Source organism: Ramlibacter aquaticus (genome assembly GCF_015159745.1).
Taxonomy (GTDB): domain Bacteria; phylum Pseudomonadota; class Gammaproteobacteria; order Burkholderiales; family Burkholderiaceae_C; genus Ramlibacter; species Ramlibacter aquaticus.
The window spans coordinates 1-14,929 of sequence record NZ_JADDOJ010000013.1; the positions used below are offsets into that span (position 1 = coordinate 1).

Genomic DNA, 14,929 nt, shown 5'->3' on the forward strand with positions numbered 1-14,929 from the left:
GGGCCGGCCTGCGCAGTGTCGCGCGCCAGGTTGCGCTCGAGCTGGCGCTTGCCGGCGAGGTACTGCCGCGGCCAGGGCACGTCGCGAAAGCCGATGCGGGCCGCCTCGGCCAGCGTCCAGGCCGGGTTCGCCAGGTGCGGCCTGCCGATCGCGCACAGGTCGGCGCGGCCGGCGGCGATGATGCTGTTGACGTGGTCGGCCTCGGAGATGGCGCCCACGGCCAGGGTGGCGATGCCGGCCTCGTTGCGGATGCGGTCGGCGAAGGGGGTCTGGTACATGCGGCCGTACACCGGCTTCTGGCGCTGGCTGACCTGGCCGGAGGAGCAGTCGATCATGTCCGCGCCCGCGGCCTTGAAGGCCCGCGCCACCGCCACCGCGTCGTCGGGCGTGGTGCCACCGTCCACCCAGTCGTGGGCCGAGATGCGCACCGACATCGGCAGCTGCGGCGGCCAGGCCTCGCGCATGGCGCGGAACACCTCCAGGGGATAACGCAGCCGCATCTCCAGGGAGCCGCCGTAGCCATCCGTGCGCTGGTTGGTGAGCGGCGAGATGAAGGAGGACAGCAGGTAGCCGTGCGCGCAATGCAGCTCCAGCCAGTCGAAGCCGGCCTGCGCCGCCAGCCGCGTGCTGCGCACGAAATCGGCCAGCACCCGGTCCATGTCGTCGCGCGTCATGGCCCGCGCCCGGTCGCTCACGCCCGCCACGTACTGCTGCGGCGAAGCGGCGATCAGCGGCCAGTTGCCCGAGGCCAGCGGCCGGTCCTCGCCGTCCCAGGGCACGCAGGTCGACCCCTTGGGGCCGGCATGCCCCAGCTGCAGGGCGATCCTGGCGCCCGTGTTCGCATGCACGAACGCCACGATGCGCTGCCAGCCGGCCGCCTGCGCCTCGCACCACAGGCCCGGGCACCCGGGGGTGATGCGGGCGTCCGGCGAGGGGCAGGTCATCTCCGCGAAGACCAGCCCCGCTCCGCCCATCGCCCGCGCGCCCAGGTGCGCCAGATGGTAGTCGGCAGGCAGCCCGTCGACGCAGGAATACTGGGCCATGGGCGACACCACCACCCGGTTGGCGAGCGTGACCCCGCGCAGCGTGAAGGGGGTGAACATGGGCGGCACGGGCTGCTGCGAGGGCGAGCGCCGCAGGCCGGCGCGGGCCGCCAGCCAGTCCTCGTAGCGCTCCACGTAGCCGCGGTCGCGCAGGCGCAGGTTCTCGTGGCTGATGCGCTGGCTGCGCGTGAGCAGCGAGTAGGCGAACTGCGGGGCCGGCAGGTGCACGTAGCGAGCCACGTTCTCGAACCACTCGGTGGAATTGCGCGCGGCGTTCTGGATCTTCAGCACCTCCACGCTGCGCACCGCCTCGTAGGCCCGCAGGGCGCCGGCCAGGTCCCCGCCGGCGCGGCCTATGCAGCGGGCCAGCTCGATCGCGTCCTCCAGGGCCAGCTTGGTGCCCGAGCCGATGGAGAAATGCGCGGTGTGGGCCGCGTCGCCCATCAGCACCACGGGCGCGCGGCCGTTGTGGTGCACCCAGCGCCGGCACACCACGCGCGGGAAGCGTATCCACTGGGCCGAGCCGCGCAGGTGGGTGGCGTTGGAGATCAGCGGGTGGCCGTCCAGGTGGCGTGCGAACAGCGTCTCGCAGAACGCGATCGAGGCTTCTTTCTCCATGTCGGCGAGCCCGGCCGCCCGCCACACCGCCTCCGGCGCCTCGACGATGAAGGTCGAGGTGTCGCCGTCGAACTGGTAGGCGTGGGCCTGGAACCAGCCGTGCGGGGTCTCCTCGAACGCGAAGGTGAAGGCGTCGAAGCGCTTGTGCGTGCCCAGCCACACGAAGCGGCAGTCGCGCAGGTCGATGTCCGGCTCGAAGGCGGCCGCGTAGCGCGTGCGCACCCGGCTGTTCAGCCCGTCGCAGGCGATGATGAGGTCGCTGTCGGCGAAGGCCGTGTCGTCCTGCACCTCGGTCTCGAACTGCAGCCTCACGCCCAGCGCCTCGCAACGCGCCTGCAGGATGTTGAGCAGGCGCTTGCGGCCTATGCCGCAGAAGCCGTGTCCGCCCGAGCGGATGCGCTCGCCACGGATGTGCACCTCGATGTCGTCCCAGTGGTTGAAGGCCGAGAGGATGGCCTCGGCCGTGGGCGCGTCCGCCTCGCGCAGGTGGCCCAGGGTCTGGTCGGAGAAGACCACGCCCCAGCCGAAGGTGTCGTACGCCCGGTTGCGCTCGACCACGGTGATCTCGTGCGCCGGGTCCTGCTGCTTCATCAGGAGCGCGAAGTACAGGCCGGCCGGGCCGCCCCCGATGCAGGTGATCTTCATGGCGCACGCCCCCGTTCGCTCAAGCCTGGATATTTTAAGTTTAAAGCAATTGCACGCGGCGGGCCAGCGCGCGCCTCAGGGGCCGGGGGCGAGGGAGGCGGACCGGGACGCGGCGAAACGCCTTCCCGGCCCGGCCGTTCAGGCGGGCTGGACGTCCAGCGCGGGGCCCGCGAGGGCGGCGCGGGCGACGGCCCACACCTCGCGGGCGCTGCGGTCCTTCATGCGGTGGTCGCTCCAGGCCTGGCGCCAGCGCCTCGCCCCCGGCTGGCCATTGCGCAGGCCCAGCATGTGGCGGGCGATGCCATACCAGCCCGTGCCCAGCGCCTGCTGGCGTTCCATGTAGGCCACCATGGCCTCCTCGACCGCATCGCGGTCGGCGGCCGGGCCGGGCTCGCCGAAGAAGGCGGCGTCCCAGGCCGCGATGGACCAGGGGTTGTGGTACGCCTCGCGCCCGACCATCACGCCGTCGACATGGGCCAGCGCCTGGCGCACGGCATCCTCGTGCGTGAAGCCGCCGTTGATCGCGATGGTGAGCTGCGGAAACTCGCGCTTGAGCTGGTAGACCAGCTCGTAGCGCAGCGGCGGCACGTCGCGGTTTTCCTTGGGCGACAGGCCCTGCAGCCAGGCGTTGCGCGCGTGGACGATGAAGACGCGGCACCCGGCCTCGGCCACCGTGCCCACGAAATCACGCACGAACTCGTAGCGCTCGACCCGGTCGATGCCGATGCGGTGCTTGACCGTCACCGGGATGTCCACCGCATCGACCATGGCCTTCACGCAGTCGGCCACCAGCTGCGGCTCGGCCATGAGGCAGGCCCCGAAGGCGCCGCGTTGCACGCGCTCGCTGGGGCAGCCGCAGTTCAGGTTGATCTCGTCGTAGCCCCACTGCCGCCCCAGCCGCGCCGCGTGGGCCAGCTCGGCGGTGTCGCTGCCGCCCAGCTGCAGCGCGACCGGATGCTCGGCCGCGTCGAAGTCCAGGTGCCGCGGCACGTTGCCATGCAGCAGCGCGCCCGTGGTCACCATCTCGGTGTAGAGGCGGGCGTGGCGGCTGAGCAGGCGATGGAAGAACCGGCAGTGCCGGTCCGTCCAGTCCAGCATCGGGGCGATGCTGAGGCGCCAGGGGTTGGTTTCGGTGGTCAAGCGGCGCGGCGGGGAGGTCCAGCCCGGATTCTACGGAAGTGCTGCTGCCTGTTTGATGGGCAGCGCCCGCAAACCCAGTCCTGGCGCGGCTTTGCGGGCTTGTACCCAGGCCTGTCCACAGCCTCGCCCACAGGCGCCGTGGGTAACTCGGCCGCAGGCGTTCAGGCCGCCGGCTGGCCCAGGCCGCGCAGCAGGTCCGGCTGCAGGACCTCGATCCAGTAGCCGTCGGGGTCGCGGATGAAGGCGACGTTCTTCATCTTGCCCTGCTCGGGACGCTTGACGAAGGAGACCTTGTTCTCGTCGAACCAGCGCACGGCGGCGGCGAGGTCCGGGACCGAGAAGCAGATGTGGCCGAAGCCCTGCGGCTGGGCGTTGCCGTCGTGGTACTTGAAGTCGGGCTGGCTCTCGGTGCCCCAGTTGTGGGTGAGTTCCAGGATGCCTTCGCGCCCGAAGGTCCAGGCCATGCGTTCGCCCGCGTCGGCCGGTGCCTCGTCCTCGCGCTCCAGCCGGGCCAGGAAGTAGAGCGAGAACTTCATCTCCGCGAAGTCCAGCTTGCGCAGCACGCGCATGCCCAGCACATGGGTGTAGAAGGCCAGCGACACCGCCGGGTCCTTGACGCGCAGCATGCTGTGGTTGAAGCGGAATCCCCGGGTGGCTTCCGGCGGCTGGGCGGCGACGCCGGGATGCATTTCAGTCATGGCAGGTCCTCTGTCGTTCGGCAAAGGGGGCGATTGTGGCAAAGCCCTGCCCACTTCGCAGGGCGGCCGCCGCTCCGCAGGCCGCCCTTGTCAGCGCCCGAGCCCGAGCGCCTTCAGGCGGCGGTACAGGGTGCGCTCGCTCATCCCCAGCTCGGCCGCGAGCTGCGCCCGGCTGCCGTCGTGCGCCTGGGCCCGTCGCAGCAGCGCCAGGTCATCCGGCGCACGGCCCCGCCCGGCCGTCCCCGGCACCGCGGCAGCCAGCAGTTCTGCAGGCAGCTGCTCCAGCCTCACCGACGCGCCATCGGCCAGCAGCCGCGCCCTTTCCAGCACGTTGCGCAGTTCGCGGATATTGCCCGGCCAGTCGTAGGCCCGCAGGCGGTCCATGGCCGCGGGCTCGATGCGCAAGGGGGTGCCGCTGCGTCCCAGGATGGATTCCACCAGCATCGGCAGGTCATCCCGGCGCTCGCGCAGGGCCGGCAGGTGGATCGGAAACGCGCTGATACGGTAGTACAGGTCCTGGCGGAAGCTGCCATCGCGCAGCATCTCGCGCAGCGGCTTGTGGGTCGCGGCCACCAGCCTGAAATCGCTTCGCCGCGTCTCCAGCCCGCCGACTCGGCGGAAGCTGCCGCTCTCGATCAGCCGCAGCAGCTTGACCTGCATGGCCAGCGGCACATCACCGATCTCGTCGAGGAACAAGGTGCCCCCGGCCGCCGTTTCCACCAGGCCGGGCTTGCGCTGCTGGGCGCCCGTGAAGGCACCTTTCTCGTAGCCGAACAGCTCGCTCTCGAACAGGGATTCGGGCAGTCCCGAGCAATCCACGACCACGAAGGGGCCGCCAGCACGGCCGCTCCCCTCGTGCACGGCACGCGCGAACAGTTCCTTGCCGGTGCCCGACTCGCCCTGCAGCAGGACCGGCAGGTCCGACGGCGCCACCCGTTGCACCGCGGCCAGCGCGGCCACGAAAGCTGGGGACCGCCCGACCAGGCCGGAGGCGCTTGCCTGCGCAGAGGCGCTGCGGACCGTGGACAGGCGCTCCACGAATGCGACCACGTCGCTGCCTTCCAGCACAGGACGCAACTCCACGTCCACATGCTCCGGACCGCGGGGCGTGTGGTGGATGTGCAGCACGCGGTCGGGGCCCTTGAGCTCCTGCGCGCGGCGCATCGGGCAGTGCTCGCCCGACAGGTCGCAAGGCTGGTCGTAGCCGTGCGAGACCTGGTAGCACTTGCGGCCCAGCGCCGAGCCGGCCAGGGCCCCGAACTGCCGCCGGTAGGCGGTGTTCGCGCCCAGGATGGTGTAGCCGGTGTCCATGACGATCACCGGTTGCGTCTCCTGTTCCAGGTACGACAGCAGGGCGGCCAGCCGGCCTTCGGCCAGGGGGTGGGGATCGGACATGGCGCATTGTGCCGCCGGGCGCAGGTTCTGCCAATGTCTGCCAAGAAACTGCCATATGCGGCAGTCGAGCGCCCGAATCGCATCCAGCCGGGCCTGAAAAACATGATGAAAATCAAGCGGTTGCGTGATTCGACCCCGTGGGCACGGGACTTGATAGACCCTGCTGCACCGGCCTGCGTCCAGGGCCGCAAGGAGAACCGCATGAGCCCCACGTCCCGCCTGCAGGTCGAGGCCTTCTTCGATGAGGCCACGTCGACCTTGAGCTACATCGTCCTCGACCGCGAGAGCCTGCGCGCCGCCATCGTCGACAGCGTGCTCGACTACGACCCAAAGTCCGGCCGCACGGGAACGCAGGGCGCGAGCCGCCTGCTGGCGCGCGTGCGCGAACTCGGTGCCACGGTCGACTGGATCCTGGAGACCCACGTCCACGCCGACCACCTTTCCGCCGCGCCCTGGCTGAAGGAGCGCCTGGGCGGCCGCGTGGCCATCGGGGCCGGCATCACGACGGTGCAGGACGTGTTCGGCGACCTGTTCGACGCTGAGCCCGGCTTCGCGCGGGACGGCAGCCAGTTCGACCACCTGTTCGCCGACAACGAGGAATTCAGCATCGGTGGCCTGCAGTGCAAGGCCCTGCACACGCCGGGCCACACACCCGCCTGCATGGCCTACGTGGTGGCGGACGGCGAGGACATCGCCTGCTTCGTGGGCGACACGCTCTTCATGCCCGATTACGGCACGGCTCGCTGCGACTTCCCCGGCGGCGATGCCCGCACGCTCTACCGTTCCATCAATCGACTGCTGGCCCTGCCGCCGCAGGCCAGGCTCTACATGTGCCACGACTACCGCCCCGCCGGGCGCGCGCTGCGCTACGTGAGCACCGTGGCCGAGGAGCGTGAATCGAACATCCACGTGCGCGACGGCATCAGCGAGGAGCAGTTCGTGGCCTTGCGCGAGGCCCGCGACAAGTCGCTGGAGATGCCGGTGCTGATCTTGCCCTCGGTGCAGGTGAATATGCGCGCCGGTCACCTTCCCCCGCCGTCACCGAATGGCCGGCGCTACCTGAAGATCCCGCTGGACGTGCTGTAGCACTGCAGGGCCCGGAACCCAGACACAGCAGCAAGGAGACAGGCATGGACATCCGTCGCATCGACGAGCAACTTTCGATAGGACCGCAACTGAAGCCCGCGGACGTGGCCGAACTGGCCCGCCTGGGCTTCCGTGCGCTCATCTGCAACCGGCCCGATGGCGAAGGCGCCGACCAGGCGGGCCATGCCGAAATTGAAGAGGCCGCACGGGCGCTGGGCCTGGCGACGCGCTTCCTGCCGGCAGAGTCGGGCAAGGTGACCGACGCGCAGGGAACGCAGTTCGGCGCTCTCATGGCCGAACTGCCGAAGCCGGTGTTCGCGTACTGCCGCACCGGCATGCGTTCGATCACGATGTGGGCCTTGTGGCAGTCGGCCACGCTGCCGGTTCCGCAGGTGCTGGAACGCGCGGCGCAGGCGGGCTTCGACCTGCGCGGGCTGGCGCGGCGCATCGCCAATGGCGGCCGCACGCCGCTGGACGTGGCCGAAGCCAGCCACGAGGTCGTGATCATCGGGGGCGGCGCGGCCGGCATCTCGGTCGCCGCCAGCCTGCTGGCGCGCGAGCGGGACCTGGACGTCGCCATCATCGACCCCGCCGACATTCACTACTACCAGCCCGGCTGGACCCTGGTGGGCGCCGGCGTGTTCGAGCCGTCCGCCACGGCGCGCACCATGGCCTCCATCCTGCCCCGCGGTGTGAAGTGGATCAAATCGGCGGTGGCGGCCTTCGAACCCGAAAGCAACAGCGTGATCTTGGACGGCTGCCGGGTCGTGCGCTACCGGCAGCTGGTCGTCTGCCCCGGGCTGAAGCTGGACTGGCAGGCCGTGCAGGGCCTCCCGGAAACCCTGGGGCGCCACGGCGTCACGTCCAACTACCGCTATGACCTGGCGCCCTACACCTGGCAACTGGTCGAATCCCTGCGCGGCGGACGCGCCGTGTTCACCCAGCCGCCCATGCCCATCAAGTGCGCGGGCGCGCCGCAGAAAGCCATGTACCTCGCCGCCGACCATTGGCGGCGCGCGGGGCACTTGCAGTCGGTGGACATCCAGTTCTGCAACGCTGGCGCTGCGCTGTTCGGCGTGGCGGACTATGTGCCCGCCCTGATGGAGTACGTGAAGGCCTACGGGATCCACCTGCAGTTCGGCCAGAACCTGGTCGCGGTGGACGGGCCCGCCCGCACGGCCACCTTCAGCGTCGGCAGCGCCGACGGGTCGACTTCGCTGGTGAAGCGCGAATTCGACATGCTGCACGTGGTGCCGCCGCAAAAGGCGCCTGACTTCGTCCGCGTCAGCCCGCTGGCCGATGCGGCCGGCTGGGTCGACCTGGACCCGGTGACGCTGCGGCACCGCAAGTATGAGAACGTGTTCGGCCTAGGGGATGCGGGCAGCACCCCCAATGCCAAGACCGCGGCGGCCGCGCGCAAGCAGGCGCCCGTGGTGGCGCACAACCTGCTCGCCCAGCGCGGCCAGGCCAGCGGCGAAGCGCGCTACGACGGCTACGGCTCCTGCCCGCTCACGGTGGAGCGCGGGAAGATCGTGCTCGCCGAGTTCCTGTACGGTGGCAAGGTCGCCCCCACGTTCCCGCAATGGCTCATCGACGGCCGGCGCCCATCCCGCCTGGCGTGGTACCTGAAGGAGCGGCTGATGCCGCCCCTGTACTGGCAGGGCATGCTCAAGGGTCGGGAATGGCTGGTCCAGCCCGAGATGGCCGGCTGACCCGACCGCGTATCAAACCCCAAGGACATCCATGCATCCCCTCCCCCACCGCTACAGCGTCAGCGCCCGTTGCACCGACCAGGGCCTGGTGCCCGTCCGTTCGGAAGGCCTGCCCGAACTGCAGACCTCGGCCCCGCCCGAGTTCGACGGGCCGCCCGGCCACTGGTCGCCTGAAACCCTGCTGTCGGCCGCCGTGGCCGACTGCTTCGCCCTCACCTTCCGTGCGGTCGCCCGGGCCTCCAGGCTCGCCTGGCGCGACCTCGAGGTGGACGTGCAGGCCACGCTGGACCGGACCGACGGCGTGACGCGCTTCACGCACTTCGAGATCAGCGCCGCGCTCGAGGTCGAGGATGCGGCCTCGCAGGCCCTGGCCGAGGCCTCGCTGGCCAAGAGCAAGCGGGCCTGCCTGGTGACCCAGTCGCTGCTCGCGCCCTGCGAGCTGGAGGCCGTGGTGCGGGTGGCGCCGCCCGCCTGACGCCCAGGCCGCGGCTCAGCCCACCGCAAGCTGCTCGCGCAGCATCAGCACCAGGTCGGTCTTGGCCACGTGGCCCTGCAGCCGGCCGCGCCCGTCGACCACGGGCAGGCGCTCGCCCGGGTGGCGGGTGAAGGCGTCCAGCACCTCCCACAGGGGCATGTCCTCGCGCAGGCGGGGGAAGTCGGCGATCAGCAAGACGGCCGGCCAGGGCGCGGCGGCATCGTGCGGCGCCTTCAGGAAGGAGGTGAAGTCGTGCAGGGCGACCGCGCCCAGGAAGCGTCCCTGCGCGTCCAGCACGTAGGTGTGGCGCCAGCGGCCGGCCAGGAAGCGCGACTCCAGCTCGGCCACCGGCTGGCCCGGCTGGATGGTCATGCTCTCGCGGCGCATCAGGGCGCCCGCGGTGGCCAGGCGCGGCACCACCGCCGCCTCGCGCGCACGCGAAGTGGCATAGATGGACGCCGGGCGCAGCAGGCGCGACACCGAGAACGCCAGCACGCAGGCCAGCATCAGGGGCACGACCACGGCGTAGTCGGCCGTCATCTCGAAGATCATCAGCACCGACATCAGCGGCGCGTGCGTGCTGGCCGCCAGCAGGGCCCCCATGCCGATGGCGATCGCCGCCGGCAGCGGCAGCAGGCCCGGCGCCACGGCCTGCATGGCCAGGCCGAACAGCGCGCCGGCGACGGCCCCCATGAACAGCGTGGGCGTGAAGATGCCGCCCACCGCGCCGGAGCCCGTGGTCGCCGCCACGGCCAGCAGCTTGAACACGAGCACGGCCAGCAGCGCCTGCCAGGTCCAGGGGCTGACCAGCATGCTGCTGACGACCGAGAAACCGTTGCCCCAGACCTGCGGTGCGCGGATGGACAGCGCCCCCACCACCAGGCCGCCCGCCGCGAGCTGCAGGGGCAGGGGCGCGTGCCAGCGGGCGAACAGCGCCTTGGCCGCGTCCAGCAGCCCCAGGTAGACGGGTGCCGCCAGCCCCGCCAGCAGCCCCAGGACTGCGCAGGCCAGCGTGGCGCTCGCGCCCACGGTTGGCACGTCCCGCACCAGGTACAGCGGGGTGGCATGGCCGGCCACCGCCAGCGTCACTTCGGCCATCACCGCGGCGACCAGCAGGGGCGCCAGCGTGTCCGTGGCCAGCGACTGCAGCACGATCTCGGCGATGAACAGCGCGCCGGCGACCGGCGCGTTGTAGGCCGTGGTCAGGCCCGCAGCCGCGCCGCAGGCCACCAGCAGCCTGCGCCGCGGCAGGGGCAGGTCGCGCCAATGGCCGGCCCAGGAGCCGGCCAGCGCCGCCAGCTGCACCATGGGCCCCTCGCGGCCTATGGCGCCGCCGCTGACCACCGAGCAGGCCGAGGACAGCGCCCGCAGCAGCGAGTGCCGCGTGCCCAGGCGACCCCGCCCCAGCACCACCGCTTCCATGTAGTCGCCGTCGCGGCCCTCGCCCTGCGGCAGGCGCTGGGCCAGCAGGAGCACCCCACCGGCCAGCAGGCCACCGACGGCGGGCACCAGCAGGCGCTGCCACCAGACCAGGCCGATGGCCGCCTGCACCAGGCCCTCGCGGGTGCCGTACAGCCATCCCTCCAGGGCCACCAGGCCCTCCCGGAAGGCCAGGGTCGCCAGCGCCCCGCCCACGCCCACCAGCGCCGCCCACAGCAGCATGCGCTGGCCATCGCTGGGGCGGGTCCATTCCAGGGCCTGGGTCAGGATGTCGCGCAAGCGGGGCATGGGGGCCGAGTCTAGCCGCCCGCCCCCCCTGCCCGCGCTCAATGGCGGAACGGGTCGGCGAAGCGCGGGTCGGCCGAGAGCACCGGGTCCGACAGGGTCTTCAGGAAGGCCACCAGGGCGGCCTTGTCGTCGGGCGTGATGGTGCGCACCCGCGGCTTGCCGTCCGGCCCCTTCAGGCGGGGGTCCAGCGCGGGCCCGTCCTGCACGCCGCTGGCGTAGTGGTCCACCACCTCCTCCAGCGTGGTGAAGCGGCCGTCGTGCATGAAGTTGGTGGAGCGGCCCACGTTCTTCAGCGAGGGGGCCTTGAACACGGTGGTCTCGCCGGCGTCCAGGCCGTTGCCCAGCGAGTTGGCGGCGAGCGCGAAGGTCGGCGGCACGTGGCACACCGCGCAGGCCAGGCCACCGGCGCTGGGCAGGGCCATGAACAGGTGGCGGCCGCGGTCTTCCTGCGCGGTGAGCGTGGGCACGGGCTTGTCCAGGCCCTTGTCCGGCAGGCTGGGGTCGAAGGTCTGCGCGTAGCCATCGTCCCAGCGGCTGCCGGTGGAGACCATGGCGCGCATGTACTGCGCCAGCGCTTTCTGCACCCGGGCCTCGGTGATCTGCGGATCGCCAAACGCGAAGCTGAACAGCTCCGGGTAGTAGGGCTGGCGGGTCATCTTGTCGAGCACGATGGGCATGCCGCCGTGGGCGACGTCGAAACCCATCTCGACCGGGTTCTGCACCGGCAGGGTGGACTGGGCCTCCAGGGTGGGGGCGCGGCGGTCCCAGAACATGTTGCCGGGCTTCCAGTAGCGCAGGTTGGCCAGGCGGGGGGCATGGCGGGTGCCCACCGACCCGTCGAAGCCGACCGAGAAGCGCTTGCTGTCGGCGAAGTCGTTGGCCGCCTGGTGGCAGGTCGCGCAGGCCACGTTGTCCCCCACGCTGAGGCGGACGTCATGGAAGATGACCCGGCCCAGCGTGGCCACTTTGTTGTCCAGGGCGTTGTCGGCGGGCGTGTTGTCCAGGGCCGCGACGCCGGCATCGTAGAAGGGTGGCAGGTGCGGTGCATAGTCCAGCACCTGGGCGATGTCGAGGTTCAGGAACTGCGAGGCCGAGGAGGACAGTGCCACCTGCGGCGTCGCGGCCGCAGCGCCGGCACCGCCGGGAGCGGCAGCGCTCGGCGTGCCGTCGCCGCCCCCGCCGCCACAGGCGGCAAGGAAGACGGCAGCGGCACAGGCGGCGAATGACGCGCGGCGGCGGCGAAGGAATGGCTCGGCCATGGGCAGTGATCTCCAATGTGCGAAAGCCGCGCATTGTGGAAACCGACTGTGGAGGAATCGTGGAGGAAATCGGTAGGCGCATTCCCACCTGGGCGTGGGACGGCGGGCCGCCTCAGGACGCGTCCTGGGCCGACTGCGGATCGAAGCGGTAGCCCAGGCCGTACACCGACACGATGGCGCTGCCCTGCGGCCGCACCTGGGCGATCTTGCGGCGCAGGTTCTTCACATGGCTGTCCACCACCCGGTCGCCGGCCTGTCCTTCCTCGCTCTCGTTGAGGTCGGCGCGGCGGAACACCTGGCCCGGGCGCGAGATCAGCTTGCGCAGCAGCCGGTACTCGGCCGGGGTGAGCGGCAGCCAGCTGTCCTCCCAGGCGATGCGCTGCGCCGCCTCGTCGATGCGGAAGCCGTGCGTCGCGGTGGGCGTTCCCAGCCGCCCCTCGACGCGGCGCAGCAGCGCCTTGATGCGGGCCAGCAGTTCGCGCGGGCTGTAGGGTTTGGCGACGAAGTCGTCGGCGCCCATCTCCAGCGCGAGCAGGCGGTCGATCTCCTCGGTGCGCGCGCTGAGCACGATGATGGGCACGGAGGAGAAACGCCGCAGCTGCTGGCAGACCTCGATGCCGTCCATGCCGGGCATCAGCAGGTCCAGCAGGACCAGCGCGGGCTCGGCACGCCGCACCTCGGGCTCGACCTGCAGGCCGTTGCCCACGATGTCGGCGGTGAAGCCGTGTTCGCAGAGGAATCGGGAGAGCAGCGTGGCGAGGCGCGTGTCATCCTCGACGATGAGGATGTGGCGCGGCGCCGCGGCGGCGGGTTCTGCCATGGAAAGCGCATTGTTCCGGCAGCCTCCTCCGAGTTCGCGTCCGGATGTCAGTGGCGTTCCCGGCCTTCACATTCAGGGGCCGCAGGCACCCTCTTGTTGCGGGTGTTGCGGCTCGAAATGCTGGGGATGAGCTTGCAAGCGCGACGGTTGGGGCCGCCGGCTCAGCGGCAGGGCCAGGGTGCTGCTGCCTCGGCCCCAAACACGAAGGCCGGCCCCGGGGGGCCGGCCTTCGCCGTGGGTCGAGCGCATCGGGGGCCGGCCCGCCGGCTGGGCTGGCAGGGCCGAGCGTCGGTGCCCTGGGCCCTGCCGAAGCGGGGCCTCAGGGCGCCGTCTCAGCCCATGTGCAGCCCGCCGTTCACCGAGAAATCGGCGCCGGTGGAGTAGCCGCTCTCGTCCGAGGCGATCCAGGCGATGATGGAAGCGATCTCCGAGGGCTCGCCCAGGCGCTTGACCGGGATGGTGCCGACGATCTTGTCCAGCACGTCCTGGCGGATGGCCTTGACCATGTCCGTGCCGATGTAGCCCGGGCTCACGGTGTTCACGGTCACGCCCTTGTTGGCGAGTTCCTGGGCCAGCGCCATGGTGAAGCCGTGCATGCCGGCCTTGGCGGCCGAGTAGTTGGTCTGGCCGGCCTGGCCTTTCTCGCCGTTCACCGAGCTGATGTTGATGATGCGGCCCCAGCCCCGGTCCACCATGTCGCCCACCACCTGCTTGGTGACGTTGAACATGGAGTTGAGGTTGGTCTCGATCACCGCGTCCCAGTCTTCGCGCGTCATCTTGAGGAACATGCGGTCGCGCGTGATGCCGGCGTTGTTCACCAGCACGTCGATCGGCCCATGCTCGGCCTTGGCCTTGCCGAAGGCTTCCACCGTCGACTCCCAGTTGCCCACGTTGCCGACCGAGGCGTAGAAGGTGTAGCCCAGCGCCTTCTGCTCGTCCAGCCACTTGGTGAAGTCACGCGTGGGGCCGCAGCCCGCGATGACGGTGAAGCCTTCCTTGTGCAGGCGCTGGCAGATCGCGGTGCCTATGCCCCCCATGCCGCCGGTCACGTACGCTACTTTGGCCATGTTGTTCTCTCCTTGGTGTTCGGGTGTCTTCTTTGTAGCGCTTTCAGGCGCGTTCCACGGCAAGGGAAACCCCCATGCCGCCGCCGATACACAGGGCTGCGACACCCTTGCGGGCGCCGCTGCGCTTCATTTCGTGCAGCAAGGTGACGAGAATGCGGCAGCCCGAGGCGCCGATCGGGTGGCCGATGGCGATGGCGCCGCCGTTGACGTTGACCTTGGCCGGGTCGATGTCCAGCGCCTTGTTCACGGCGCAGGCCTGGGCGGCGAAGGCTTCGTTCAGCTCGAACAGGTCCACGTCGGAGGCCTTCCAGCCGGCGCGCTGCAGGGCCTTGCGGGTGGCGGGCACCGGGCCCATGCCCATGGTGGCCGGGTCCAGCCCGCTGGTGCCGAAGGACACGATGCGCGCCAGCGGCGCCAGCCCGAGGGCGGCGGCCTTCTTCGCGCTCATGACGACCACGGCGGCGGCGCCGTCGTTGATGCCCGAGGCATTGCCGGCGGTGACGGTGCCGTTCTTGTCGAAGGCGGGGCGCAGGCCGCCCAGCGCGTCCGCGTTCGTCTTGCGGTTGATGAACTCGTCCGCGTCGAACACGACCGGGTCGCCCTTCCTCTGCGGAATCGAGACGCCAACGATCTCGTCCTTGAACTTGCCGGCGTCCTGGGCCGCGGCGGCCTTCTGCTGGCTGGCCAGCGCGAGCGCGTCCTGGGCCGCGCGGTCGATCTGGTTCTCACGCGCGACGTTCTCCGCCGTGATGCCCATGTGGTACTGGTTGTAGACGTCCCACAGGCCGTCGACGATCATGGAATCGATCATCTTCCAGTCGCCCATGCGCTGGCCGTCGCGCGAACCCATCAGCACGTGCGGGGCGGCGCTCATGTTCTCCTGGCCGCCGGCGACCACGATCTCGGAGTCGCCCCAGGCCACGGCCTGGGCGGCCAGCATCACGGCCTTCAGGCCGGAGCCGCACACGGCATTGATCGTCAGGCCCGGGACTTCCTTGGGCAGGCCGGCCTTGAGCAGCGCCTGGCGCGCCGGGTTCTGGCCGCTGCCGGCCGCGAGCACCTGGCCCATGATGACCTCGCCGACCTGGTCCGGCGAAACGCCGGCGCGGGCCAGGGCCTCCCGGATCACGACGGCGCCCAGTTCAGGCGCCGGCACCTTGGCCAGGCTGCCGCCGAACTTGCCCACGGCGGTGCGCGCCGCCGATACGATGACGATCTCTTCCATGTCTCTGCTCCTTGGGTG

12 protein-coding genes are annotated in these 14,929 nt (G+C 70.9%); 3 read left to right on the top strand and 9 right to left on the bottom strand.

Annotated features, from left to right (window positions below; translation table 11 throughout):
• The 4 genes from IM725_RS04890 to IM725_RS04905 form a co-directional block, all read right to left on the bottom strand.
• A partial coding sequence (locus IM725_RS04890) for a bifunctional salicylyl-CoA 5-hydroxylase/oxidoreductase (RefSeq protein WP_193779457.1) occupies window positions 1–2,306 on the bottom strand: 2,306 nt, incomplete at its 3' end.
• A gap of 138 nt (window positions 2,307–2,444) precedes the next feature.
• Window positions 2,445–3,446: a tRNA dihydrouridine(20/20a) synthase DusA gene (gene dusA, locus IM725_RS04895; RefSeq protein WP_227753592.1), complete on the bottom strand. Its 1,002-nt coding sequence runs from the start codon at window positions 3,444–3,446 to the stop codon at window positions 2,445–2,447.
• Between the two features lie 161 nt (window positions 3,447–3,607).
• Entirely contained in the window at window positions 3,608–4,144 is a 537-nt protein-coding gene (gene gloA / locus IM725_RS04900) for a lactoylglutathione lyase (RefSeq protein WP_193779458.1), read from the bottom strand.
• A gap of 90 nt (window positions 4,145–4,234) precedes the next feature.
• Window positions 4,235–5,539 (bottom strand): sigma-54 interaction domain-containing protein, encoded by a 1,305-nt coding sequence (locus tag IM725_RS04905; protein ID WP_193779459.1) that lies wholly within the window; start codon window positions 5,537–5,539, stop codon window positions 4,235–4,237.
• Between the two features lie 201 nt (window positions 5,540–5,740).
• Here IM725_RS04905 and IM725_RS04910 point away from each other — a divergent pair, with 201 nt between their 5' ends.
• The 3 genes from IM725_RS04910 to IM725_RS04920 are packed head-to-tail and all read left to right on the top strand — an operon-like array spanning window position 5,741 to window position 8,812.
• A complete protein-coding gene (locus IM725_RS04910; protein ID WP_193779460.1) occupies window positions 5,741–6,625 on the top strand; it encodes an MBL fold metallo-hydrolase in 885 nt (294 codons plus the stop codon).
• 44 nt (window positions 6,626–6,669) lie between these two features.
• Window positions 6,670–8,337 carry a bifunctional protein tyrosine phosphatase family protein/NAD(P)/FAD-dependent oxidoreductase gene (locus tag IM725_RS04915; RefSeq protein ID WP_193779461.1) on the top strand — a complete coding sequence of 556 codons (1,668 nt, stop codon included), beginning with the start codon at window positions 6,670–6,672 and terminating at the stop codon, window positions 8,335–8,337.
• A 31-nt stretch (window positions 8,338–8,368) separates the two neighbouring features.
• Complete coding sequence (locus tag IM725_RS04920) at window positions 8,369–8,812, top strand: OsmC family protein (RefSeq protein ID WP_193779462.1); 444 nt, start codon at window positions 8,369–8,371, stop codon at window positions 8,810–8,812.
• A 15-nt stretch (window positions 8,813–8,827) separates the two neighbouring features.
• On the opposite strand, the gene IM725_RS04925 is transcribed toward IM725_RS04920, so the two are convergent.
• From IM725_RS04925 to IM725_RS04945, 5 genes are all read right to left on the bottom strand, one after another.
• Window positions 8,828–10,540, bottom strand: coding sequence for a ClcB-like voltage-gated chloride channel protein (locus IM725_RS04925; protein ID WP_193779463.1), 1,713 nt, complete (start codon window positions 10,538–10,540; stop codon window positions 8,828–8,830).
• Window positions 10,541–10,578: 38 nt separating this feature from the next.
• Complete coding sequence (locus tag IM725_RS04930) at window positions 10,579–11,799, bottom strand: cytochrome-c peroxidase (protein ID WP_193779464.1); 1,221 nt, start codon at window positions 11,797–11,799, stop codon at window positions 10,579–10,581.
• A gap of 112 nt (window positions 11,800–11,911) precedes the next feature.
• Entirely contained in the window at window positions 11,912–12,619 is a 708-nt protein-coding gene (locus IM725_RS04935; RefSeq protein ID WP_193779465.1) for a response regulator, read from the bottom strand.
• Between the two features lie 332 nt (window positions 12,620–12,951).
• Window positions 12,952–13,686 carry an acetoacetyl-CoA reductase gene (gene phbB / locus IM725_RS04940; RefSeq protein WP_193779466.1) on the bottom strand — a complete coding sequence of 245 codons (735 nt, stop codon included), beginning with the start codon at window positions 13,684–13,686 and terminating at the stop codon, window positions 12,952–12,954.
• A 43-nt stretch (window positions 13,687–13,729) separates the two neighbouring features.
• Complete coding sequence (locus IM725_RS04945) at window positions 13,730–14,911, bottom strand: acetyl-CoA C-acetyltransferase (RefSeq protein WP_193779467.1); 1,182 nt, start codon at window positions 14,909–14,911, stop codon at window positions 13,730–13,732.
• Between the last annotated feature and the right edge of the window lie 18 nt (window positions 14,912–14,929).

What these genes read in the sequence shown, in the direction of transcription:
- IM725_RS04930 (WP_193779464.1), bottom strand. Translation starts at nt 11,799, where the DNA reads ATGGCCGAGCCATTCCTTCGCCGCCGCCGCGCGTCATTCGCCGCCTGT.
- phbB (WP_193779466.1), bottom strand. Translation starts at nt 13,686, where the DNA reads ATGGCCAAAGTAGCGTACGTGACCGGCGGCATGGGGGGCATAGGCACC.
- IM725_RS04910 (WP_193779460.1), top strand. Translation starts at nt 5,741, where the DNA reads ATGAGCCCCACGTCCCGCCTGCAGGTCGAGGCCTTCTTCGATGAGGCC.
- IM725_RS04925 (WP_193779463.1), bottom strand. Translation starts at nt 10,540, where the DNA reads ATGCCCCGCTTGCGCGACATCCTGACCCAGGCCCTGGAATGGACCCGC.
- IM725_RS04935 (WP_193779465.1), bottom strand. Translation starts at nt 12,619, where the DNA reads ATGGCAGAACCCGCCGCCGCGGCGCCGCGCCACATCCTCATCGTCGAG.
- IM725_RS04905 (WP_193779459.1), bottom strand. Translation starts at nt 5,539, where the DNA reads ATGTCCGATCCCCACCCCCTGGCCGAAGGCCGGCTGGCCGCCCTGCTG.
- gloA (WP_193779458.1), bottom strand. Translation starts at nt 4,144, where the DNA reads ATGACTGAAATGCATCCCGGCGTCGCCGCCCAGCCGCCGGAAGCCACC.
- IM725_RS04915 (WP_193779461.1), top strand. Translation starts at nt 6,670, where the DNA reads ATGGACATCCGTCGCATCGACGAGCAACTTTCGATAGGACCGCAACTG.
- IM725_RS04920 (WP_193779462.1), top strand. Translation starts at nt 8,369, where the DNA reads ATGCATCCCCTCCCCCACCGCTACAGCGTCAGCGCCCGTTGCACCGAC.
- IM725_RS04945 (WP_193779467.1), bottom strand. Translation starts at nt 14,911, where the DNA reads ATGGAAGAGATCGTCATCGTATCGGCGGCGCGCACCGCCGTGGGCAAG.